Origin of the sequence: Nitrospira sp., assembly GCA_016873435.1 — a bacterium.
Lineage (GTDB): Bacteria > Nitrospirota > Nitrospiria > Nitrospirales > Nitrospiraceae > VGXF01.
This window is the reverse complement of the sequence record VGXF01000013.1, coordinates 16,361-38,312: the sequence shown is the minus strand read 5'-3', so window position 1 is coordinate 38,312 and position 21,952 is coordinate 16,361. Positions and strand designations below refer to the sequence as shown.

Below are 21,952 nucleotides of genomic sequence, written 5' to 3'. Positions count from 1 at the left end.
GTTCCTGATAATACAGGAGAACTAATTGTGGGGGTAGTAAAAGTAGTATTTGCGACAGGAATAAATTCTTGAAGTGGCATAGAGAAATTTCCGTCTCGTTTATGCCGTTAATGAAAATCCCGCTGCCGCAACATCACCCCGTGCAGTCCCCACCCCAGTGGTATCTGTTGCCACCACACCCGTATTGGAAACCAGATTGGTCAGTGAGACGTATGATCCTGTGTACCCATACCCAAAAATCGCTTTATCGGTGCCATAGCCAGCCGCAGAAAGATCTTTTCGTGTTGTCCCGACCCCCGTGACATCAGTACCCGCAACACCGGTATTGGTGACGAGATTGGTCATGGAGACGCCTGGATTTGATCCTGTGGTCCCATATCCAAAGATCGCTTTATCCGTACCATAGCCCGCTGCCGCAAGATTTTTTCGTGCTGTCCCGACCCCCGTGACATCAGACCCCACGACACCTTGATTGGTTACCAGGTTGGTCATTGAGACACCTGGATGTGGTCCTGTGTCCCCATACCCAAAGATCGCTTTATCCGTACCATAGCCCGCTGCCGCGAGACTGTATCGTGCCGTGCCGACCCCAGTGACATTAGACCCCACGACACCTTGATTGGTGACCAGATTGGTCAACGAGACGGCTGATCCAGTGTATCCATACCCAAAGATGGCTTTATCGGTGCCATAGCCCGCTGCCGCAAGACCGTATCGTGCTGTGCCGACCCCAGTGACATCCGACCCTACCACACCTTGATTGGTGACTAGATTGGTCAACGAGACGTATGATCCTGCGTACCCATACCCAAAAATCGCTTTATCGGTGCCATAGCCCGCTGCCGCAGGATCGAATCGTGCTGTGCCCACCCCCGTGGTATCGGCTGCCACCACACCGGCAGCAGAGACTTGATTGGTCATGGAGACGTTTGATCCATTGTATCCATACCCAAAGATGGCTCGTTGCGTATTGCTTTGACCAGGTCCTGTGGGGTCTAATCGCCAATAAGTTCCATCCCAAATTTCTTTAGCATTTAAGGAAGTATTAAATCCTACTTGATAATTAGTTGGGGATGCTGGGCGCGTAGCAGTGGTCCATGACGTCAGAGCCAGTGTTGAAAACGTGGGCGTCCCAGCTAGTGTATAGGTCCCCGTTGCTGTTCCCGATAATACGGGAGAACTAATCGTGGGCGTTGTGAGAGATGTATTTGCTGCAGGAACAGGATCTTGAATTGGCATAGTGGAGTACCCCTCTTGTGACTCTAGTATTTATCTTTTTTTATTTCCACCAAATGAGCTTGATCATGAACTTCATCCAGCGGCACCGACACACACGCCACCAAGATTGGAGATAGGTGTAAATTGATGAAATGATTGACAATTTCATAGTACTATATATTTGACTTTTGGACGAAATTCATGTATACTATTCTTAGATTGTGAGGTTAATTATGAGACGATGTACACCCAAAAAACCCTCTATGGACACGTCGCGAATTGGTGAGCGTGTCGTGCATTCAAAGAGCTGAGGTCTACGCCACTGCGCACCCCCGACTCGCACCGCCCCCCGATCATTGCCCTGGCGGTCATCCTTCTGCTGCTGTCTGCGAATTCCGTGTTGGCGCTGGAAAAATACGGCCGCCCGCTTCCCGCGCTAGCAGAAACGCACGAATCCCAGACAGAACAGCGAGAGGAGACCGCCCCTTGGCTAAAAGGCTATCTGCTCACTGCGGCGTTCCCACACAACCCGAGCTTTGCCGCGCGGCCCGACAACAGCGGACTGGTCGGGATGCGGCACATGATCCACCTGGAAACCGAGCTGCTCGGCAATTACCTGCAGTTCTATACGGATCAGAACTTTTTCTCGGACCGAGGGAAGGGCTGGATCGAGCTCTCTGAATGGGATAAGACCTTCGCCTTCACCGGAACCGTCCGACAATGGAATTGGCGGGTGCAATACGAACAAGACGCGCCGCTGGACAAGAGAGGCATCAAGCAGACCTACGCGGACGCGCTCGTCAATTTTAACTTCACGCCAGGCAACCAATACGACTGGTGGCGGCAGCAATTTCCTGACCAAAACCTGACCTTCTACATGGGCGGCGGCTGGCTGTTTCATAACGCAAGCTACTTTGCCCGCCCCGACAATACTGGCCGCGCGCTCTTCCGCTATGTCGCACATGGTGATCTTGATCTGTACAAGAACAAAGTCGTCGTCTTTGCCGACACCAACTGGTTCACTGACCGCTCCAAAAGCGATACGCTCACCCCGACCGAGCTGGACTGGATCATCGGCCTCGCCCTGCGGTGGAAGAATTACGAACTGGCCGTACTGCACGAACGGGACATGCCGCTCGACCAGAGCGGGCTGATCCAGCGATACACGGCCATCCAATTACGCTATGGGTTCGAATGGCAGAAATGAGCAGTGGTAGTCGGTACCCCGTCTTGGTCAATCGCAGACCCCTGTGCTAAGATGCCCCTCGATGAATCGCGCTAGCAACTACATGGGGCTCGCGCTGGAGCAAGCCCGTAAAGCAGCCGCGCTAGGCGAAGTACCGATTGGCGCCGTACTGGTTCGGGACGACGAGATCCTGGCGCAGGCTCATAATCTTCGAGAAATCTGGCAGGACCCAACGGCGCACGCCGAACTAGTGGCTATCCGGAAAGCCGCGGCGCAATCTGGGTCGTGGCGGCTGCCGGACACGACGCTGTACGTGACGCTCGAACCCTGCACCATGTGTATTGGGGCAATGATTCTGGCGCGGATTCCCCGGCTGGTGTTTGGCGCGCTCGACCCAAAAGCCGGCGCCTGCGGATCAGTCTTGAACGTGCCGGCTGAGCGACGGCTGAATCATCACGTTGAAGTGATCGGTGGAGTCTTGGAGCAGGAGAGCCAAGAATTACTGCGGACGTTCTTCAAAAATCTTCGCCAAGAAGCGGAAGAGCGGATCGGATAACTAGTAGGTCGTCTCCGCGCGCCACGCCTTGGGCATGTGAACCTACTGACGGAAACGTAACTCGCCGCCGCGACATCAGTGAACGCGGCGGCACAAGCGAAGCTCATAACGGAGAGGTGACTGAGTGGCCTAAAGTGCCGGTCTCGAAAACCGGTGTCGGGGTAACTCGACCGTGGGTTCGACTCCCACCCTCTCCGCCATTTACCCGCAGCCCTTCAGGCATTTGCCAGATCCGTCACCCCCTACCTATGTACCCACTGAGCGGGGACTGCCCGTCCGCGCCCAGCAGGGTGTCGCGATGGACCCGTGTCGCGCTACTTCCTGACGACTACCCGCCAGCCTTTTCCCTCAACGCCTTCCGCAGCTCCACCATCGCCAGCGTATCCCGCTCGCAGTACTTGAGCAGCGCTTCTCGAATTCTCGCCTTCTCGACCCAATCAGTCTCCTCAAACACCATACGATAGTAGGCGCGGGCTGCGATTTCGCCATCCTGGATGTCCAACTCGCCGTAGCTCAAATGCGATAGAGCCGGCAGGACCGATTTGATTGAGTAGGAGCCCTTGAACGCCGGGTGATAATAATGGTCGCGGACAATACCGTACAGATCCCACAGTCGGCTCAACAGGCGCTGTAGCTCCTGCCGCAAGGACGGCAGTGTCTCCGCCAGCTTTCCGATCACCGAACGTTCATAGTCTGAATAAACACAGATGTGGCCTTCCCGCCCCAGCGATTCAACCAGCCGGAGCGCCAGTTCCTCGCGCGGATCTTTCGCGTCAAGACACAGATACTGGTCATGCTCCAGTTTGCCGTCGTCGTATTCGACATGGTTGGACCACTGCGTCGGCAACACCTGATAGGGCCGCGTCTGCGGATACTGGGGGATGGCCGGCATGAAAGTTTCAAAATCCAAATGGTGGACGGGATAGCGGACTGTCTTGAGCATGATCGACAGTTTCGGGCTAATCCACTCGACATTGTCTCTGACCCGCTTCTGCCAGATCGTGAGATTGAACCCCTCGGGGATCTCATCAATAGTGCGGATACCTAGCCGCGTGAGCTGTCGGAACGTCTTGTCCCCGCCCGGCAGATGGTAAATCCATCGATCGGGCTTGCCCTTCGTACAATGGTCCCAGAACTGGCATTCGTAGGGAGTAAAGCAATGGCCGTCCGGCTCAATCGCCGGTGCCGATGGATCGGCCAGCATGGCCTTCAGTTCGATGAGTTTGCTCGGCACGTCGGGCAATCGCGCACGCACCGGCTCGGTACAATCCTGAATGCCGAAGAATTGCTGCAAGTCTAGCTCGCCGCCCGGATAAACATACTGCGTGTTGATATGCATGAGACAGGAGTTTGCCAGAATTGTTCCCGCTCCCTGGATGACGTAGGTCTGAATGGCCAAATCGTCAAGGTGCACATTCTTGACGCGCGAGGAGGATTTCACCTCGATCAGCCGCCAGATGGAGTCACCGCATTCCGCCGTGGAGAGCCGTTCGAGAATGTCGACGCGGATGAACACGTTCTCGAACATGAAGGCGGCTTCGAAAATCGCGGGCACGTTTGGATCGGTGAGCAGCGCCTTGGTATGGGCCAGCGCCTCCTCCGCATGCTTGCGGTCGGCCTCGACCAGGACACCGCCGGGATAGCGCTTGCGTGCCAGTTCCCCGATCGTGGTGCCCATGTCGAGGATGGCCTGCGTGGTTTCGTCCGGCGCGGTGGCAAGGGACGGATGATAAATCTCAAGAAAGAGCCGCTTATGGCACTGAAGACCGGAGAGGAATTTCGATTTTGACAGGCGGTACGAAACGGTTTTGGATGAGGTCAGACGATCCGGCGAGATGAGCATGATGCTGACACAGAATACACAAGGCGCGGGCGAATAGCCAGCGTGCCCCGTCGCCTACGGGGGGACACGCACTGGAGCGGTGCAATAGAGGGCACGGCCGGCACCATCCGGGCGACGCAGCGTGGACGCACTGACGCCGGTGCCCGTGTACTGCGTGACCACTGCACCGGCCTCCTCCAACTTCTGACAGCCAGTAGGTTATTGACCGTCCAACCGGGTGTTCGGCGATGTAGCGGGACCAGACTTCCCCGCCTATGGGTCGTGCGTGAAACCGTCCTCGAAAATACTCAGAGCCTTGATCCGGTTGACCGGCGTCCCTGTAGATTTTTTTACCGCCCTCCGCGGGAGCGTGGATGCCGACTGTGCCGTGTCGACACCTTCGGCGTCCTGTTGGCTCAGGACGCCGTGCCCGAAGGCCTGGTATCCCTGCCGGGTCCCTTCGTCACTTCAATCCGCCCAACTCCCTTCACATTGGCACAAAGGTCGCCCAGGCCCGGCGCGTAGAGCCGGAACGGGCCGCCCTTCGACTCGGGCAGTGGCTGGCCATCCAGCTCATAGACCAGCACGCCATACTCCTGCGCCTGGGCCAGTGTCAGGCTGGCAGAGAACTTGCCGTCCTGCGCATGGAAGGTCACATAATCGGCACCGATGACTAGCGCAGGGACCTCAAGTATCGCTTTGACTTTAATCGCTTTCCCTTTCATTGTAGGCATGAATGCCGCGAAATCTTCCACCTGATGCTCGACGGGAAGTTTCGCGAGCGTCTCCCGGTCCAGCGTCACTGGCTGGACGACCGCCCCCTCAATTCGAACCGTGCCCGGCCCGCTTTTGCCTTTCTCAGTCAACACCTTGACCATGGCCGTGAGCGCCTCGTTGACCGGTGTGGGAATTCCGAGCTCCCGCCCCTTCTGGACGATGTACCCGTTCAACGCGTCGATCTCGGTCGGCCGTCCCGCCTTCCAATCATCGTACATGGAGGTATGGATGTCGCGGATGGCCTGCGTGACCTTCACTGTCTTCTCGGCCATGTCAGGCGCGAGCGGCACTTTGAGGGCTGCCGAGACGGCCGCTACCTCGTCGACGACCTGTTGAATGACGTGCGACATTTCCGGATGGTCCAGCGCTTTCGACACTTGGTCGTTGATCAGAAGCGTGATCGGATTAAAGACACAGTTCCAGCACATCTTTTCCCACTTGCTGCGCCGAATGTCCTCTGAAATGGAACACTGAATACCGGCGTCGGTGAACAGCTTGCTGATCGCCGCCACCCGTTCGCTCTTATGGCCCATCATCTCGCCGACCGCTACGCTGCCGCGCTTGTAGTGATCGATCACGCCTGGCTCGACAAGCTTGGAATAGATGAAGGCCACACCCCCGACAACACAGTCGCGATGAAAGCGCGCGACGATACGGTCTTCCGTATCCACGCCGTTCTGCAAGGTCAGCAGGACGGTGCGGTCTGTCATTACCGGCGCAATCTGCGCCAGAACTTCGTCGAGATCGTAGGCCTTGACGGAGAGAATGATGAGATCCGGCGTGGGCAATTCGCGGGGATCAGACGCAACGGCCGGCCGGACGGTGAAGGTGCCCGTAGTACTGCGGAGCGTCAGGCCGTTGGTCCGCACCGCTGCGCAGGTACGCGGACGCAAAAGGAACGATACATTGGGATGGTGCTTTGCCAGGCGCGCGCCGTAGAACCCGCCGACCGCTCCGGCGCCAACGACCAGAATGTTTTGCATAGAAGACGGCTTGGGTTTAGGTTGAGGCTGAGCGGGCACCGAGCGAGGCCACTTGCGACCTCAGCCTTACCCTCAGCCGGCGTCGTGCGCTACTATACCACGGCAGAAGGAAGACGGAACACTCATGGCGGGACTGCTTGAGGTCAAGGCAAAACTGGCAGCAGCGCGCGCCGTCACCGTTCTGACCGGCGCCGGCATCTCGGCCGACAGTGGCGTCCCGACCTTTCGCGGTGCCGACAGCCTCTGGTCGAAGTTCCGTCCAGAGGATTTGGCGACGCCCGAGGCCTTCGCGCGTGATCCCCGTCTGGTCTGGGAATGGTATAACTGGCGGCGCGAGGTGATCGCGTCGAAAAAACCGAACCCCGCGCATGCGACCGTTGCAGAAATGGAGGCGCGCTTCCCGCACTTCTGGCTCATCACGCAGAATGTGGACGGGCTACATGCCGACGCCGGCTCGCGGAAATTGTCAGAGATTCACGGTAACATCTGGAAGGTGCGTTGCACGGCCTGCGGACTCATCGAACATAACCGGCAAGTTCCCCTTCCAATGCTTCCCGCCTGCGCGGCCTGCGGCCACTTAGTCCGGCCGCACATTGTCTGGTTCGGGGAATCGCTGGCCGTGGCAGATATCGACCAGAGCTATGCGGCGCTCCGGTCCTGCGAACTCCTCCTACTCATTGGCACCTCCGGCCTCGTCTATCCAGCCGCGTCGTTTGCGTCAATCGCCAAGGAGGCCGGCGCCTGCGTCGTCGAGATCAACCTCGACCCAACACCATACTCAGGGGCGGCAGATATCGCGCTGCACGGGCGGGCGAAGGACCTCGTCCCGCTGCTGCTGGATTGACGATTACAACGATTTGATGAGGGCCGGCAATTCAGCGAGCGACCAGATAGCGGACGTATGGGCCGGGACGATAGCGGCATCGCGGTTGATCCACACGGAGGCAAGGCCGGCTTTCGTCGCTCCCTCGACGTCTTCTCGTAGGCTGTCGCCGACGTGGAGCGCCTCAGTCGGTTCCATGGCGTGTTTGTCCAACGCGACTTGAAAAATCTTGGGGGCCGGCTTGGCAGCTTGGGCCAAGCTTGAGATCGTCACCGTTGCAAACAGGTCGGCGATGTCCAGCCCGCGCAGCACGTTGAACAGCCGCGAGTCGAAGTTCGACACAATGCCCAGTTCAAGCCCCTGCTCGCGTAAGTGAGTGAGCACGTCGAGGGTTTCCGGATACAGTGCCCAGCGATCCGGCCCATCGAAGGCCTGAAACACCTCGTCAAAATAGTCGTCGAACCCGTCGAACATCCCGACCCGATACCAGACGTTGTGCACCACGTCGAACCACCAGAGCCGCTCGCACTGCTTGATTTCGGCCGGCTCCGTGGCCGCAAAGAGGGGTGCCGGTGCGTCGTCGAACGCGCGCGCGAACGCCGTGTTGATCGCCGCCAACAGCTCGGGCGTGCGTTTGACGCCATACTTCTCGGCATGGTCCAGATAGATCTCCGCCACGGATCCCTTCACGTGGAAGAGCGTCCCGGCGGCATCGAAAAAAACAACCTGAATGCGGCTCATACTGCGGACTGGCGGGAAGTCGGCGCCGCTGCCCCCAGCAGCGGCGCCAGCACCTACTTACGCTTGGCCTTGGCGGCAGCCGCTTTGGCGTCCATCCGCCGCTTTCTCACCAGCGCCTTGATGCGCCGAATGTTCTTGCGGTGTTTCTTCTTGAGCTTCCGCTTCTTCATGTGGGCACGTGCCATGCTGCAATCCTCCCGTTAATAAAGACGCCCCTCGCTACTGCACGCGATGTATAGCACACCGACGAGGTAATGAGCTATGGGAGATGCGCGCAGGGAAACTACGCCACAGCGGCCTCGTCCCGCCCGCGCATACCCTGCTCAGGCCACTGCGTTGCGAGCGGCATGGCCGCGTGTTACGATGCGCGCGCTTGATCAGGCGAGAGCGTTCACATGTCCGGCAAACAACTCGACAAAACCTACGAACCGCAGCAGGTCGAGGACCGCTGGTACAAGACCTGGATTGAACAGGGCTACTTTCATGCGACGCTCGACCATCCGGGGGAGCCCTACACAATCGTTATCCCCCCGCCGAACGTCACCGGCTCACTGCACATCGGCCACGCACTGAACAACACGCTTCAGGACATCCTCATCCGCTGGCGCCGCATGCAGGGCCGCAATGCCCTCTGGGTGCCCGGCATGGACCATGCCGGCATCGCCACGCAAAATGTCGTCGAACGACAACTGGCCGCTGAGGGCTCCTCGCGCGAGCACTTGGGCCGCGACAAATTCATGGAGCGGGTGTGGGCCTGGAAGGAGCACTCGGGGGGCACGATCATCCAGCAATTAAAACGGCTGGGCGTCTCCTGCGACTGGCCCCGCGAACGCTTTACGATGGACGAGGGGCTGTCGAAAGCCGTTCGCGAAGTCTTCGTCCGGCTCTATGAAGATGGTCTGATCTACCGTGGCGAGCGACTCATCAACTGGTGCCCGCGCTGCCTGACCGCCCTATCCGATATCGAAGTCGAGCACGAGGACGTAAAGGGCAAGATGTACCACATCCGCTATCCCCTAGCGGACGATCCGACCACGAGCCTGATCGTCGCCACGACACGGCCGGAAACGATGCTTGGCGATACCGCGGTCGCTGTTTATCCAGACGATCCGCGGTACCGCCAGTTAATCGGCAAGACGGTTCGCCTGCCGCTCACGAATCGGGAGATTCCCATTGTTGGCGATGCTGTTTTGGTGGATCTCGAATTCGGCACCGGCGCGGTGAAGATCACCCCCGCGCATGACTTTAGCGACTTCGAGGCCGGCGAACGGCACAAACTGCCACGGCTGTCCATCTTCGATCATCACGCGCATCTTGATCGTACGGGCATGCAGGCTGCCGCCGTGGAGCCAGCCATCCTCGATGAGATCACGGATCTCCCTGTCATCAAGGCGAGAGTGAAAATCGAACAGGCCCTGAAGGCGCGCGACCTGCTCGTCAAGGTCGACGATCACAAGCTGGCGCTTGGCAAGTGCTACCGCTGCAAAACGGTCGTCGAACCGTATCTGTCTCCGCAATGGTTTGTGAAGATCAAGCCGCTGGCTGAGCCGGCCATCAAGGCGGTTGAGAGTGGACGCATCAAAATCGTTCCCGACGGCTGGACCAATAATTATCTGGGCTGGATGCGGGACATCAAGGACTGGTGTATCTCGCGTCAAATCTGGTGGGGACACCGGATTCCCGCCTGGTATTGCATGGCCTGCAATCGCGGGGCGATGGCGGAAACGGCCGCCTCGACACCGTCACAGCGGGCCTATACTTTTCTAGCGACGGCGACACCGATCGTGGGACGCCGTGCACCCGCGCAGTGTCCTGTTTGCAAGCAGACGGCCTTCGTGCAGGAATCGGACGTCCTCGATACCTGGTTTTCCTCCGCCCTCTGGCCCTTCTCGACGCTCGGCTGGCCGGAGCAGACGCCCGAGCTCAAAACGTTTTACCCGACCGCGACGCTGGTCACCGGTCTCGACATCCTCTTTTTCTGGGTGGCCCGCATGATTATGATGGGGCTCAAGTTTATGGGCGACGTCCCGTTCCGCGACGTCTACATCCATGCGCTCGTGCGTGACGCCGACGGACAGAAGATGAGCAAGTCGAAGGGCAATGTCATCGATCCACTTGGCGTGATGAGCCAATACGGCACCGACGCGCTCCGTTTCACGCTGGCCGCCATGGCCTCACCGGGACGCGACATCAAGCTGGCTGAGGAGCGCATTGAGGGCTATCGCAATTTTGCTAATAAAATTTGGAATGCTGCGCGATTCATCCTCATGAACCTGGACGGTCCACGCGAGGCGGCGCTCCTTAACGATCGCCCCTTCGCCGATCGTTGGATTCTGAGCCGCCTCAATAAAGCGATCCGTGACGTAACCGCCTCGCTGGAGCACTACCGGTTCGATCAAGCCTCGAGCAGGCTCTATCAATTTGTCTGGCACGAGTACTGTGACTGGTATCTGGAGATGGTGAAGCCCGCTCTCCAAAATAAAGAGTCCCGCGAGGCCGCCATGGCTCGCCAAACGTTGGTGGAATCCTTCGAGAGTGTGCAGCGGCTTCTCCATCCCTTCATGCCTTTCATCACGGAGGAAATCTGGCAAACGCTGCCGCATGATGGTGCAAGCATCTGCACGCGCACTTACCCCACCGCCAACCCGGAGTGGGACGCCCCGGACGCAGAGAGCGCCTTTGCCGTTGTTGAACAATTTGTGACGACGGCCCGCACCGGCCGTGCCCTATTGAATTATCAGCCGGGCAAACTCGTCACGGCCTACGGCGCTGCGGCAGATTCGGTAATGCAGGCCGCGCTACAACGATTGGACGCCCACCTGCGCCATCTCGGCAAGGCCACGGTTCATCTTCAATCCCCTGGCCAATGGCCGACCGCACGCATTCTTCGACTCGTCGCGGGCGGCCTCACGGTTGGACTGACCGTGGAGGGCGACGTGGACTTAAGCAAGGCGCTCGAGCGAATCAAGAAACAGCGGGACGCAAACGAGCAGGAAACCGGACGTACCATCGCGAAGCTCAATAACGTGGAGTTCACCACGAAGGCGCCGCCCGAAGTCGTCGCGGAGCACACACAGCGCGTGCAGACACTTCGTCAGGAACACGACCTACTCACAAGTAGCGAACGCCAGCTTCGGGACATGATGTCATGACCCCTGCCCTCTCCCGGGCAATCCATGCTGCGGTAAAGCTGGCGCTGGCCGAAGATCTGCGCCACGGCGATGTCACCACGTCCGCACTCTTCCCCCGACCGGTCCGGGCACGCGGCACCATCCTCGCGCATCAACCGCTCACCATCGCGGGCATAGCCGTCGCCGCACAAGTCTTTTGGGCCGTTGATTCGTCACTACGAATCATCGGCGCCGTCAGGGACGGCGACACGGTTCGACGCAACCAGCCGGTCATCATCGTACGCGGAGATGCGCGGTCGCTGCTGAAAGCCGAACGCGTCGCGCTCAATTTCCTCCAGCGACTCTCGGGCATTGCCACGCTCACGGCGCGCTTCTGCGACGCGGTCCGTGGCTCACGGGCGAACATCATGGACACGCGCAAAACCACGCCGGGCCTGCGCGCACTGGAGAAATGGGCCGTGTCACTGGGCGGTGGACACAATCATCGGTACTCCCTAGGCAGCGGCGTGCTGATTAAGGACAACCACCTGGCCCTCTCCGGCCACGATGCCGCCGCCGCCTGCCAGCGTGCCCGGAAGCGGAATCCCCAGCTGCAGATCGAGGTGGAAGCCAAGACGCTGCGCGAGGTTCAGTCTGCCCTCAGTGGCAATGCCGACATCATCCTGCTCGACAATATGACGGTCCCGACGATGCACCGGGCGATCAAACTGATCGGAAAACGGGCGCGCGTGGAGGTTTCCGGGGGGATCACGCTGGCCAACGTTCGTAAGATTGCGGCGCTCAGGCCCCACCGCATTTCGATCGGTGCGCTCACGCATTCGGCTCCGGCAGCTAACCTGAGTATGGATATTGCGCTGATCCGTTGAGACCATGCCGTCGCCAGTCTCACCATTTGAGCCAGTAACTGTCCAGGCGATCCAGCGAGCACTCTCCACGAGCATGCTGGGGCGCACGCTTCACGTGCACGATGAAGTTCCCTCGACCAACACGCTGGCCATGACCCTTGCCCAGGACGGTGCACCGCACGGAACCGTCGTCGTCGCGGACCGACAGACAGCGGGACGGGGGCGGCTCGGCCGCCACTGGCATTCCCCGTCTGGGAAAAATCTCCACTGCTCCATCCTGCTCCGGATGAATGTACCGACTGCCCGGCAGCCCCTGTGGCTCTCATGGGTGCCGCTCATCGCCGCGCTGGCCACGAGCCGAGCCGTCCAGACGGTTGCGGGCTTGAAGTCTTCTGTGAAATGGCCGAACGATATTGTGATCGCCGATCAAAAACTGGCCGGGATTTTGTGCGAAAGCAGCGGCCTTGGCACCGACGAGATGGCCGTTATCGCTGGTATTGGGCTCAATGTGAACATCCGCCGGGAGGAATTTCCGGATGAGCTGCGCGCGATCGCCACATCGGTCGCCATCGAAGCCGGCCGGCCGTGGGACCGAACTGCGCTGCTCGCCGCCCTTTTATTGGAATTCGAAACCCGCTGCGAGGCGTTTCTCGCCGGCCACCACGGCGACATTCTGACCGAATATATGGTACGCTGCGCGACCGTCGGCCAGCGCGTGCGTGTCGAGCTGGCTCAGGGCAACACGCTGCAGGGCAGGGCGCAATCGGTTCAACCGGATGGCTCGTTGCGGGTCGCACAAGACGATGGCACCACAACCGACGTGCGAACTGGCGACGTGTTTCATGTGCGGTAAGAGGGCGTGACGGATGTTCAGTGATGTCTAAGGGGCCCGGGCTGCGCCGATTGGATGTTGCACGGCTCATACAGCACTCATAACGATTCCCGCATTTATGCTACTGGCGATTGATATCGGCAACACCAACGTCGTCTGGGGCATCTACGAGGGCCGGACCCTTACCGGCCACTGGCGACTGGCGACCGACGCGTCTAAGACCGCCGACGAGTACGGCATCCTCTTCGTGAATATTCTCCGGGAAACCGGCATCGACTCGACGCGAATTACCGACGCGATCGTCTCCAGTGTCGTCCCCGCACTCACCGCCGTCTTCGACGAAATGGTGGAAACCTATTTCCGGCACACGCCGCTGATCGTCTCCTCCGATCTCGACATGGGCATCCAGATCGCGTATCCCAATCCAAAGGAAATCGGCAGCGACCGGCTGGTCAACGCCGCCGCGGGCTACGATCGCTATAAGACTTCACTGATCATTGTGGACTTTGGCACGGCGACGACGTTCTGTGCGATTACCGCGCGCGGCGAATATCTGGGTGGCGCGATTGCGCCGGGCCTCGGCATCGCCAGCGACGCCCTGTTCACCAAAACGGCCAAGCTTCCGAAGGTCGATCTGATCCGCCCGAAAACCGTTATCGGTACGGACACGGCCTCGGGCATTCAATCAGGACTGATTTTCGGCTATGCCGGTCTCGTGGATGAGATGGTCGGGCGCATGCAGATCGAGCTTGGCCAGAAAGCCACGGTCATCGCCACCGGCGGGCTGGCCGCTCTGATCGCGCCGGAATCCCGCACCATCAGGGAAGTCCGCCCCTTTCTGACGCTCGAAGGTTTAGAACTCCTCTACCGACGGACCCGCGGCGACGAATAGCCTCCCGTGTACGCATCGCCTGCCCCCTCGGCGTCGCCCTGGTTCGAAAAAAGAAACCGCGCATAACTGGTTGACTTTATATGTCCCGTGACTATCTGTGTAGCCATAGTGAGGTCTTAGTGAGCGAAAACGAAGAAAACACCAATACAATCAGCGACTTAAATGATTATTCGCCAAACCACATCGAGGCGGAATCAGCGGCCACTGCGGTCGAGCAAGCCTTGGCGACCAAGACAGAGGAAGCCAAGGCCTTTCAAGACAAGTATTTGCGGCTAGCGGCTGAATTTGAAAACTTCAAGCGGCTGGCGCAGAAACAGAAGCAGGACTACTCGCAGTTTGCCAACGAAAATCTGCTCAAGGAGCTGCTGCCCGTCGTGGATAACCTGGAACGGGCCCTCAAATGTGTGCAAGAGGGTCGCACAAGCGATGGCCTTATCCAGGGCGTGGAGCTGACGTTGAAGCAGTTTACGGAAACCCTGGCGAAATTTGGCGTAAAGCCGATTCTGAGCCTCAGCACCCCATTCGATCCCAGCCGTCACCAGGCCGTGTCACGACAGGTATCGAAGACGGCTGCGGCCAATACGGTGCTTGAGGAATACCAGAAGGGCTATCAATTGCACGACCGCGTGCTCAGGGCGGCCATGGTTGTCGTGGCGACGGACGCGGACGGCGAAAATCAGGATTCGTAATTCAGCGGACTGCGAGAACGGAGGATTCTATCCATGGGAAAAGTGATCGGCATCGACCTCGGCACCACCAACTCTTGCGTGGCCATCATGAGCGGCGGTGATCCCGTCGTCATCGCTAACTCGGAAGGCAGCCGCACGACTCCGTCTGTCGTTGGCATCACCGACAAGAACGAGCGGCTGATCGGCCAGATCGCCAAGCGGCAGGCCATCACCAACCCCGAGAACACCATCTTCTCCGTGAAACGGCTGATGGGCCGCAAGTTTGACAGCCGGCAAGTGCAGGACGCCGTCAAGCGCCTCCCCTACAAGGTTGTGAAGGGCAGCAACGGGGATGCGCACGTCGAGATCCGCGGCAAGTCCTACAGCCCGCCGGAAGTGTCGGCGATGATCCTGCAGAAAATGAAACAGACAGCGGAGGACTTCCTGGGCGAAAAAGTGACCGAGGCAGTCATCACGGTCCCAGCCTATTTCGACGACAGCCAGCGCCAGGCCACGAAGGACGCGGGCCAGATCGCCGGCCTCAACGTGCTCCGCATCATTAACGAACCGACCGCGGCCTCGCTCGCCTACGGTCTCGACAAAAAGAAGGACGAGCGGATCGCGGTCTACGACCTCGGCGGCGGCACCTTTGACATTTCCATCCTGGAAATTGGCGAGGGTGTCTTTGAGGTGAAATCCACGAATGGTGACACCTACCTAGGGGGCGACGACTTCGATCTCCGCATCATGGACTGGCTGGTGGACGAGTTCAAAAAGGACCAGGGGATCGATCTCCGCAAGGACCGCATGGCGCTCCAACGGCTAAAAGAAGCTGCTGAGCGAACCAAGATCGAACTGTCCTCCTCGCAGGAGAGCGAAATCAATCTCCCCTTCATTACAGCGGACCAGACCGGCCCCAAGCACCTCGTCGTGAAATTGACTCGCGCGAAACTCGAGCAACTGGTCAACGACCTCGTGCAGCAAACCATCGAGCCCTGCAAGAAGGCGTTGGCTGACGCGGGCGTTACCGCGCGCGACATCAACGAAGTCGTGCTGGTGGGGGGCATGACCCGCATGCCCAAGGTCATCCAAATCGTCAAGGACTTCTTCGGCAAAGAGCCCCACAAGGGCGTCAATCCGGACGAGGTCGTCGCTATCGGCGCTGGCATTCAAGGCGGCGTGCTCAAGGGCGAGGTCAAGGACGTGCTCCTCCTGGACGTCACCCCGCTCACGCTCGGCATCGAGACGCTGGGCGGTATCTTCACGCATCTGATCGAGCGGAACACGACGATTCCGACAAAGAAGAGCCAGGTCTTCTCGACCGCCTCCGACAACCAGAACGCGGTGACCATCCGCGTGTTCCAGGGCGAGCGCGAGATGGCCAACGACAACAAGCTCCTCGGCCAGTTTGACCTCGTGGGCATTCCCCCCGCTCCGCGCGGCGTGCCGCAAGTCGAGGTGGCCTTCGACATCGACGCCAACGGCATCGTGCACGTCAACGCGAAGGACCTCGGCACAGGCAAGGAGCAGTCCATCAAGATTACCGCCTCCAGCGGCCTAAGCAAGGACGAGATCGAGAAGATGGTCAAGGAGGCCCAGTCGCACACGGAGGACGACAAGAAACGGCGCAAACTAGCCGAAGCGCGCAACCAGGCCGACAGCCTGGTCTATGCAACGGAGAAGAACCTCGCTGAGCACGGCGATAAGATCGGCGAAGACGATAAAACAAAGATCAAGGAGGCCGTGGCCGCAGCCCGGCAGGCGATGGAGGGAGACAACCCCGACGCCATTGACGAAGCGGTGAAGACGCTCACGCAGGCCTCGCACAAATTGGCTGAGGAAATGTACAAGAAGACATCCGGCGACGCTGGCGCCTCCGCAGCCGGCAACAACGACTCGGCCGGCGAGAAGCCAAAGGATGAAAAGGTCGTGGACGCTGAGTTCGAGGAAGTGAACAAAGATAAGAAATAGCAGACAGCAAATAGCGTTCAGCCAATAGGTTGTCAGACTACTGGCTGAACGCTATCAACGGCCCGCCATTTTCGAGTCGCTCCCAACGGTACACGTGGCTAAACGCGATTACTACCAAACCCTCGGCGTCGAGCGAACCGCTTCCGACGAGGAGCTGAAAAAGGCCTATCGCAAGCTCGCCCGGCAGTACCATCCCGATCTTCACCCCGGTGACGACCAGAAGAAGGCCGCTGAGGAAAAATTCAAAGAGGTCAACGAGGCCTACGAGATCCTGAGCGATCAGGGCAAACGCCAACGCTACGACACGTTCGGACACGCCGGCGGACCACAGGGTTTCGGCGGGGGCTTCGAGGGCTTCGACTTTGGGCGCGGATCAGGCGATATTTTCGGCGAAATCTTCGAAGATTTCTTCAGTGGCGGCCGAACGCGCGCCGAGCGCGGCGCCGACCTCCAATACAATCTTGAGATCTCCTTTGACGAAGCCATCTATGGCAAGGAGGTCAAACTCAAGATCCCCCGCTGGGAAAAGTGCCAAGACTGCGGCGGCTCCGGCGCAAAATCCAGCACCGACATTAAGCCCTGCAGCGGCTGCCGGGGTACCGGCCAAATCCGCTTTCAGCAAGGCTTCTTCAGCGTCAGCCGGCCTTGCGGACAGTGCGAAGGCAGCGGGCAGATCATCACGAATCCCTGCGGCACCTGCCGGGGACGCAAGCGCGTCCACCGCGAGCGGACGCTGGCCGTCAACATTCCGGCCGGCATCGAATCAGGCATGCGCCTGCGGCTCTCCAACGAGGGCGAAGACGGTGCCACCGGCGGCCCTCCCGGCGACCTCTACGTAGCGATCTCGGTCAAACCCCACCCGATTTTCAGACGCGAGGACACCGACATCGTCTGCGACGTCCCCGTCAGCTTCATCACCGCCACGCTCGGGGGCAAGGTTGCCGTACCGACGCTTAGTGGCGAAACCATTATCAAAGTTCCGGCCGGCACGCAGCACAGCAAACTGCTGCGGCTCAAGGGCCTCGGCGTGCCGAGTCTCAAGCACAACAAACGGGCCGGCGACCAGATCATCTGTATCAAAGTGGAGATTCCCACTGCACTGACGGCTAAGCAGAAGGATATTCTGACCGAATTCGCCAAAGAGAGCGGCATGACTCTCGACAAAGATGGCGACGGATTTTTTGAAAAAATGAAGGGTTATTTCGAATAACGGCGCCTATGCCCGTGTTCTTCATTACCGCTGATCAGATCCGCAACGGCACCGTCACCATCACCGGCCCCCTCCTTGACCATCTCCGAGCCAGCCTTCGCATGGCAGCGGGCGAGCGCCTCCAGGTCGGCGACGAGCACCGCCGCCGCTACGACATCGACGTGACCACCCTCGATCGACGTGCCCTCCGTGGCCGCATCGTCGGACAGCTCGACGGACCGGCGCCCCGCAGCCCCCGACTTCTCCTTGGACAAGCAATTCTGAAGGGCGAGCGCATGGACTGGGCAATCCAAAAGGCCACTGAGCTGGGTGTGCACGTCATCGCGCCACTCATCTCGGACCAGACCATTGTCCGGCCCAGGCCGGGACGCACAGCTGCGCAACAGGACCGCTGGCAGCGGATTGCGCTTGAAGCGGCCCAGCAGTCGGAGCGGTGGGATGTGCCCACGGTCAACCCGCCCGCCCCTATCGAGACCTTCGTCTCAACAGAAGCCACCTTGAAAGTGATTCTCGTCGAGCGTAGCACCGGGCCGACATTGAATGCTGTCGTTCTGCCCTCCTCGCCCGAACACACCATCGCCGTCATGATCGGACCGGAAGGGGGTTGGCGCCAGGAGGAGGTCCTTGAGGCCGAGCGGAAGGGATTTGTGCCGGTCTCGCTGGGTGCGCGCATTCTGCGCGCGGAGACCGCAACGCTCACTACGCTCAGCGTCCTGCAGACCCGGTTGGGAGAATTAGGCTGAGAAAATTGTTACGGGTGCCCGGTCAATTTTCCGCTGAAGGCGGGATGTTAGAGCTTCCGCGTTGAAGATTCGACATGCTCCCTCACGGCTTGGTCGTGATGGCGAGAATCGCCCCCTGTTCGCCGACCGCCCAGCCGTGGGCGGCATCGGGAAACGAAAGGCCATAGAGCGTCGTTTTGGCGGCCTGGTTGACGACTTCAGTCCAGGTAAAGCCCGCATCTGTCGTGCGGAAGATCGCCCCCCGCTCGCCGACAATCCATCCCGCCTGTGCATCCACGAACCGAATACGGACCAGATCGGCCGGTTTGGTACAGGTCTTACCGCACTGCATCGCGCGATCCACCCAGCGCTGCCCGCCGTCCGTTGTCTGATACAGCGCCCCGGCATTGCCGACGGCCCACGCCGTCGTCGCATCGGTAAAGATGATGTCGAAGAAGGTGGCGGCATTGTCGGTCTCGTGGAACTGCCAGGTCTTCCCGCCATCCGCCGTCACGAGGATCGTGCCGAGCGCGCCGACTGCGCCACCGTGCAATTCATCCACGAAATGCACGGCATAGAGAATGGCGTTGCCGCCGCTGGCCTGGTCCTCCCAGTGTCCCCCCCCGTCGGCTGTGTGCAGGATAGTACCGCCCGCCCCGACCGCCCAGCCTGAGGACGGCGTCAGAAAAAACACACTATAGAGAGCCGACTGGGTGCCGCTCTGCTGTGGACGCCACGTACTACCGCCGTCCGACGAATGCAGGATCGTGCCGTTAGCCCCCACCACCCAGCCCTTCTGCTTATCGGGGAACGACACGCCGGTCAACAACGCCGTCGTACCACTGACGACCGGTTTCCACTTCACACCGCCATCGATGGTTTTCAATATAGTGCCGCCCGCTCCGACCGTCCAGCCGAGGCGAGTATCTCGAAATTGAACGCCCAGACAGGGAACGGCCGTGCCGCTTTTTTGCAATGCCGCCGTCACGCGCGCCGGCGTGGACTCGGCCGCCGGCAGCGCAGTCGCAGCCAGCAGACAGACAATGGCGGGGGAGAGGATTGCAGAACTCCGCTTCATGTCGAGAAAAAACCTAGACTCACTGGTTGGTGTTGGAGTCAGGACGCGTATCGGTGAACTTCCCCTGGTCCGGCAGCCCGCGGGCCAGAATCGTGAACGTGCCGGCCTCTGCCGTCACCCATTGCTTGGGCAGACAGCAATGGCCGTCCGGTTTGAGGTCCCACGAGCCGCGCCGCACCACCAGCGGCCCCGTGGCGAGGTCCGTGTGAAATTCGTTCTTCCGCCCAATGCCGTAGAGATGTCGGTGCGGGACCTTGACCTGGATTTCCGTGTCCGTCCACAACACGACGATGCCAGCCACGTTGCTGAACAAGACTTCAGTGCGCGCGACGTTTTCGCCAAGCTCAAATGGTACTGCATCGTGCATGCCTTCGTTCAAGCCGGACTGCGTGGCCTCAGCGGTTTTCAGAAAAGTTCCGAAGCCGGAGCCCTTGATCGTTACAAGCTCATCAAGGCCGGCGGACATTGGAGAATAGGAGTCCACCTTGGGGACGGTCACCGTGAACGTGCCGGCGGTCGTCGTGACCAGGCCGCGCTCAGCGCAGCAGGAGCCGTCGGACTTCGGCTTGGTCCCGCTCCGCTTGACCACAACCGGTCCACTTTTGGCGCTTAGCGGCACCCAGACGTCAATCCGGTCGTCATGCCAGCGGTAAACCACGGCCGGCACACCACCGATTTCAACGGCGTTATCACCTTTCTGAAAATCCATGAACGAGAACGGCGTCGCGCCGCTCTCAGAATAAAATCCGAAATGTTCTCCGTTAATGCGAAGCAGTGTACCAATCGGGCCGCTGGAAATGGCCAGCCCGGCAGCCTTCGGTGTCGGCACCGTGAAGGTCCCCAGTGTCCGCTGCGTCTCGCCTCTTTTCAGCACAAGCGGGCCGGTCGTCGCATCCAGTGGGACGTGCGCCACGATCGCCACATCTGCCCACTGCGCAATCGTGGCCGGATGACCGTTGAACAGCAACTGATCGTCCGTCCCCTTCTTCTCGCCGAATCCCTTGCCAAAGAGCACAACCTTCGTGCCGACTGGCCCGCTCAACGGATCGGCCCGGATTGACGGAATCACAGTCAGCGGCGCCGCGTTGCTGACACTGTAGGCAACCGGCGCGCAGCAGGCGCCGTCCGGGAGCGGATCGGAGGACGCCAGCCGGACCACCACGTCACCCGAGACGGCCGTCCCGGGCACTTCCACCTCGATCTTGTCGTCGCGCCAACGACGGATCTTTGCCGTCGTACCGCCGATCAGCACGTCGTTGACACCAAACATCGTATTGGGATCGCGGGAGCCTGCAGTGGTGCCGAAATGTTGGCCACTGACTTGTATCACTGCGCCCGGCTCGACCTCAGCGGGCGAGACCGATTTAATGGTCGGCTGCTGGAGGGTAAAGGTGCCGGCGTCGATTTTCGTCTTGCCAGCCAGGATCGTCACGGGGCCAGACACGACCTGGAGCGGAACCTTGACAGCGATGAGATCGGGATCCCAGCGCTGCACGAGCGCCGCTTTTCCGTTGAAGAGAACACGATTGGCTTGCGTGGACTGGAAGGTGCCGAACCCTTTGCCCGAGATGGCGATCGTCGCGCCAGGAGGTGCGGCGTCCGGCGAGAGCGTGGGCGCGGCTACGGCGGGCACCGCCCCGCCGGCCAGCAGGCATCCTGTGACCAGCAGCGCATATCCCCACATCCGAACACTCCGCCGTCGATTGCGTGACACAAGTTTCCCTGTTTCGATTATCAGCGCGACGGGAGACATTACAAGAACCGTGGCAGGCTTGTCGTGTCACTCAACTGTCGCACACCGACTATAACAAGGCCCTCTTTCGACTGTCAATTTTCATAACCGCACGGTTAAGGCTAAGGAATTCCGCGGGATACCTCACGGCCTTCGCCGTAACCTTTCCCCGTCACCTGTATGATTAATTCAATCTCAAGGGGGGCGTTCAGGGGCAATTCGGCCGCCCCAAGGGCGACTCGCGCGTGCTTCCCCGCCTCGCCAAAAATTGTGACCAGCAGATCGGAGGCCCCGTTGATCACGGCCGGCTGCTGCGTGAAGCCTTCAGCGGACGCCACGTGGCCAGTCATGCGGACAATCTTCTGAACCCGGTCGAGCGTACCGAGCTTCTCTTTGACGATGGCCAGCGCGTTCAACAGCGAGACCCGCGCGGCCTCATACCCCTGCTCCACCGTCAAATCGCGGCCGAGTTTGCCTTCCAGGACAAGTTTGCCGTCGCGAAACGGAATCACACCGCTAAGAAATAAGAGATCCCCGGCCAGCACGGCCGGGATGTAGGTTGCCACCGGCTTGGGCGGCGCCGGCAGCACGAGGCCGAGTTCGGCCAAACGACGTTCATACAGCATTGCTATTGCCGGTCTTAGTGATTACCACTCGAACGGCGTCACTCATCCGTCGAGCGAGAGCCCTGCATTTTTGCACACTGGCATCCCGCTTTGTGAATAACGGACGACGACTAACATTCCTGCTACCCCTCGCCCAGCC

At 59.8% G+C, this 21,952-nt stretch carries 18 protein-coding genes and 1 tRNA gene; 12 read left to right on the top strand and 7 right to left on the bottom strand.

The annotated features are described in order from the left end of the window. Positions 1-99: 99 nt before the first annotated feature. Entirely contained in the window at positions 100-921 is an 822-nt protein-coding gene (locus FJ248_07855) for a hypothetical protein (GenBank protein MBM4120793.1), read from the bottom strand. Between the two features lie 694 nt (positions 922-1,615). Between FJ248_07855 and FJ248_07850 the strand changes: the two genes are divergently transcribed. The 3 genes from FJ248_07850 to FJ248_07840 all read left to right on the top strand — a co-directional run bounded on the left by FJ248_07850 (position 1,616) and on the right by FJ248_07840 (position 3,160). Further along, on the top strand, positions 1,616-2,425 hold the full coding sequence (locus FJ248_07850) for a hypothetical protein (protein ID MBM4120792.1): 810 nt from the start codon (positions 1,616-1,618) through the stop codon (positions 2,423-2,425). A 61-nt stretch (positions 2,426-2,486) separates the two neighbouring features. Further along, a complete protein-coding gene (locus FJ248_07845; protein ID MBM4120791.1) occupies positions 2,487-2,960 on the top strand; it encodes a nucleoside deaminase in 474 nt (157 codons plus the stop codon). A gap of 110 nt (positions 2,961-3,070) precedes the next feature. Continuing rightward, positions 3,071-3,160: transfer RNA gene (locus tag FJ248_07840), tRNA-Ser, on the top strand. 128 nt (positions 3,161-3,288) lie between these two features. Here FJ248_07840 and FJ248_07835 read toward each other — a convergent pair. Both FJ248_07835 and FJ248_07830 read right to left on the bottom strand, forming a co-directional pair. Next, on the bottom strand, positions 3,289-4,803 hold the full coding sequence (locus FJ248_07835) for a DUF2779 domain-containing protein (GenBank protein ID MBM4120790.1): 1,515 nt from the start codon (positions 4,801-4,803) through the stop codon (positions 3,289-3,291). Positions 4,804-5,198: 395 nt separating this feature from the next. Then, positions 5,199-6,542 (bottom strand): 2-dehydropantoate 2-reductase, encoded by a 1,344-nt coding sequence (locus tag FJ248_07830; GenBank protein MBM4120789.1) that lies wholly within the window; start codon positions 6,540-6,542, stop codon positions 5,199-5,201. Positions 6,543-6,666: 124 nt separating this feature from the next. Between FJ248_07830 and FJ248_07825 the strand changes: the two genes are divergently transcribed. Then, positions 6,667-7,386, top strand: coding sequence for an NAD-dependent deacylase (locus tag FJ248_07825; protein MBM4120788.1), 720 nt, complete (start codon positions 6,667-6,669; stop codon positions 7,384-7,386). 3 nt (positions 7,387-7,389) lie between these two features. Here the strand turns inward: FJ248_07825 and FJ248_07820 are convergent, their stop codons facing one another. Then, positions 7,390-8,106, bottom strand: a complete 717-nt coding sequence (locus FJ248_07820; GenBank protein MBM4120787.1) for an HAD-IA family hydrolase — start codon at positions 8,104-8,106, stop codon at positions 7,390-7,392. 395 nt (positions 8,107-8,501) lie between these two features. On the opposite strand from FJ248_07820, the gene FJ248_07815 reads away from it, so the two are divergent. The 8 genes from FJ248_07815 (at position 8,502) to FJ248_07780 (ending at position 18,398) form a co-directional block, all read left to right on the top strand. After that, on the top strand, positions 8,502-11,258 hold the full coding sequence (locus FJ248_07815) for a valine--tRNA ligase (protein MBM4120786.1): 2,757 nt from the start codon (positions 8,502-8,504) through the stop codon (positions 11,256-11,258). Further along, positions 11,255-12,103: a carboxylating nicotinate-nucleotide diphosphorylase gene (gene nadC / locus FJ248_07810; protein MBM4120785.1), complete on the top strand. Its 849-nt coding sequence runs from the start codon at positions 11,255-11,257 to the stop codon at positions 12,101-12,103. Before FJ248_07815 ends, nadC begins: the two co-directional genes overlap by 4 nt. A gap of 4 nt (positions 12,104-12,107) precedes the next feature. Beyond that, the gene (locus FJ248_07805) at positions 12,108-12,935 is read left to right on the top strand and encodes a biotin--[acetyl-CoA-carboxylase] ligase (protein MBM4120784.1); all 828 of its coding nucleotides are present in this window, start codon (positions 12,108-12,110) and stop codon (positions 12,933-12,935) included. 97 nt (positions 12,936-13,032) lie between these two features. Beyond that, complete coding sequence (locus tag FJ248_07800; GenBank protein ID MBM4120783.1) at positions 13,033-13,806, top strand: type III pantothenate kinase; 774 nt, start codon at positions 13,033-13,035, stop codon at positions 13,804-13,806. A gap of 80 nt (positions 13,807-13,886) precedes the next feature. Continuing rightward, positions 13,887-14,495 carry a nucleotide exchange factor GrpE gene (grpE, locus tag FJ248_07795; protein MBM4120782.1) on the top strand — a complete coding sequence of 203 codons (609 nt, stop codon included), beginning with the start codon at positions 13,887-13,889 and terminating at the stop codon, positions 14,493-14,495. Between the two features lie 33 nt (positions 14,496-14,528). Next, on the top strand, positions 14,529-16,445 hold the full coding sequence (gene dnaK, locus FJ248_07790) for a molecular chaperone DnaK (protein MBM4120781.1): 1,917 nt from the start codon (positions 14,529-14,531) through the stop codon (positions 16,443-16,445). A 94-nt stretch (positions 16,446-16,539) separates the two neighbouring features. Continuing rightward, complete coding sequence (gene dnaJ, locus FJ248_07785; GenBank protein ID MBM4120780.1) at positions 16,540-17,655, top strand: molecular chaperone DnaJ; 1,116 nt, start codon at positions 16,540-16,542, stop codon at positions 17,653-17,655. A gap of 8 nt (positions 17,656-17,663) precedes the next feature. Further along, positions 17,664-18,398 carry a 16S rRNA (uracil(1498)-N(3))-methyltransferase gene (locus FJ248_07780; GenBank protein MBM4120779.1) on the top strand — a complete coding sequence of 245 codons (735 nt, stop codon included), beginning with the start codon at positions 17,664-17,666 and terminating at the stop codon, positions 18,396-18,398. 82 nt (positions 18,399-18,480) lie between these two features. Here the strand turns inward: FJ248_07780 and FJ248_07775 are convergent, their stop codons facing one another. From FJ248_07775 to FJ248_07765, 3 genes are all read right to left on the bottom strand, one after another. Next, on the bottom strand, positions 18,481-19,455 hold the full coding sequence (locus FJ248_07775; GenBank protein ID MBM4120778.1) for a hypothetical protein: 975 nt from the start codon (positions 19,453-19,455) through the stop codon (positions 18,481-18,483). 19 nt (positions 19,456-19,474) lie between these two features. Further along, positions 19,475-21,208: a hypothetical protein gene (locus tag FJ248_07770; GenBank protein ID MBM4120777.1), complete on the bottom strand. Its 1,734-nt coding sequence runs from the start codon at positions 21,206-21,208 to the stop codon at positions 19,475-19,477. 101 nt (positions 21,209-21,309) lie between these two features. After that, on the bottom strand, positions 21,310-21,813 hold the full coding sequence (locus FJ248_07765) for a RidA family protein (GenBank protein MBM4120776.1): 504 nt from the start codon (positions 21,811-21,813) through the stop codon (positions 21,310-21,312). Positions 21,814-21,952 lie beyond the last annotated feature (139 nt).

Coding starts and splice junctions, on each gene's coding strand:
- nadC (MBM4120785.1), top strand. CDS start 11,255: ATGACCCCTGCCCTCTCCCGGGCAATCCATGCTGCGGTAAAGCTGGCG.
- FJ248_07845 (MBM4120791.1), top strand. CDS start 2,487: ATGAATCGCGCTAGCAACTACATGGGGCTCGCGCTGGAGCAAGCCCGT.
- FJ248_07770 (MBM4120777.1), bottom strand. CDS start 21,208: ATGTCTCCCGTCGCGCTGATAATCGAAACAGGGAAACTTGTGTCACGC.
- FJ248_07775 (MBM4120778.1), bottom strand. CDS start 19,455: ATGAAGCGGAGTTCTGCAATCCTCTCCCCCGCCATTGTCTGTCTGCTG.
- FJ248_07800 (MBM4120783.1), top strand. CDS start 13,033: ATGCTACTGGCGATTGATATCGGCAACACCAACGTCGTCTGGGGCATC.
- FJ248_07805 (MBM4120784.1), top strand. CDS start 12,108: ATGCCGTCGCCAGTCTCACCATTTGAGCCAGTAACTGTCCAGGCGATC.
- FJ248_07780 (MBM4120779.1), top strand. CDS start 17,664: ATGCCCGTGTTCTTCATTACCGCTGATCAGATCCGCAACGGCACCGTC.
- FJ248_07820 (MBM4120787.1), bottom strand. CDS start 8,106: ATGAGCCGCATTCAGGTTGTTTTTTTCGATGCCGCCGGGACGCTCTTC.
- FJ248_07815 (MBM4120786.1), top strand. CDS start 8,502: ATGTCCGGCAAACAACTCGACAAAACCTACGAACCGCAGCAGGTCGAG.
- FJ248_07765 (MBM4120776.1), bottom strand. CDS start 21,813: ATGCTGTATGAACGTCGTTTGGCCGAACTCGGCCTCGTGCTGCCGGCG.
- FJ248_07825 (MBM4120788.1), top strand. CDS start 6,667: ATGGCGGGACTGCTTGAGGTCAAGGCAAAACTGGCAGCAGCGCGCGCC.
- dnaK (MBM4120781.1), top strand. CDS start 14,529: ATGGGAAAAGTGATCGGCATCGACCTCGGCACCACCAACTCTTGCGTG.
- FJ248_07855 (MBM4120793.1), bottom strand. CDS start 921: ATGACCAATCAAGTCTCTGCTGCCGGTGTGGTGGCAGCCGATACCACG.
- FJ248_07835 (MBM4120790.1), bottom strand. CDS start 4,803: ATGCTCATCTCGCCGGATCGTCTGACCTCATCCAAAACCGTTTCGTAC.
- grpE (MBM4120782.1), top strand. CDS start 13,887: ATGTCCCGTGACTATCTGTGTAGCCATAGTGAGGTCTTAGTGAGCGAA.
- FJ248_07830 (MBM4120789.1), bottom strand. CDS start 6,542: ATGCAAAACATTCTGGTCGTTGGCGCCGGAGCGGTCGGCGGGTTCTAC.